This is a genomic window from Micromonospora echinofusca, assembly GCF_017614955.1.
In the GTDB taxonomy this organism is placed as follows: Bacteria; Actinomycetota; Actinomycetes; order Mycobacteriales; family Micromonosporaceae; genus Micromonospora; species Micromonospora echinofusca_A.
This window is the reverse complement of the sequence record NZ_WVUH01000737.1, coordinates 1-459: the sequence shown is the minus strand read 5'-3', so window position 1 is coordinate 459 and position 459 is coordinate 1. Positions and strand designations below refer to the sequence as shown.

The 459-nt window shown below is 66.7% G+C and carries 1 protein-coding gene; it reads right to left on the bottom strand.

Annotated features, from left to right (window positions below):
• On the bottom strand, positions 1-459 hold a 459-nt coding region (locus tag GSF22_RS34160; RefSeq protein WP_439957847.1), incomplete at both ends, for a hypothetical protein.

Sequence of the window (459 nt, the reverse complement as noted above, 5' to 3'; positions counted from 1 at the left end):
CCCGCCGGGCGGATGCGCGGGTGGGGTCGGAAGTGATGTCGTCCATGTCGGACTGTCCGCGCATCAAGGTCTGGGCGATGGCGGTGGAGGTGGTCTTGTCGAAGTGGGGCAGGAAGCAGTCAATGGAGTTGAGCACTTCGTTGCCCGGGATGCGTCGGGCCAGGGGGGTGCGGACCATCCGGCCCAGCAGCTGGTGGACGTAGGTGGCGTACTTGTAGGTGCGGAAGGACATCAGCACCTCCGCCCTGGGGCAGTCCCAGCCGGTGGAGATCGCCTCCATGGCCAGCAGCACCCGGATGTGCGTGGTTTCCTGCACGCGCTGCGGGGCGATGTAGTTGACGATCTGGCCGGGCAGGTGCCGGTCGGTGTGGGTGCCGAAGACGTGGGCGATGTCCTGGGGCCGTAGCTCGGGCCACTCCTGGTGGATGACATCCAGGATTCGTGAGAGGTGCTCGTCGC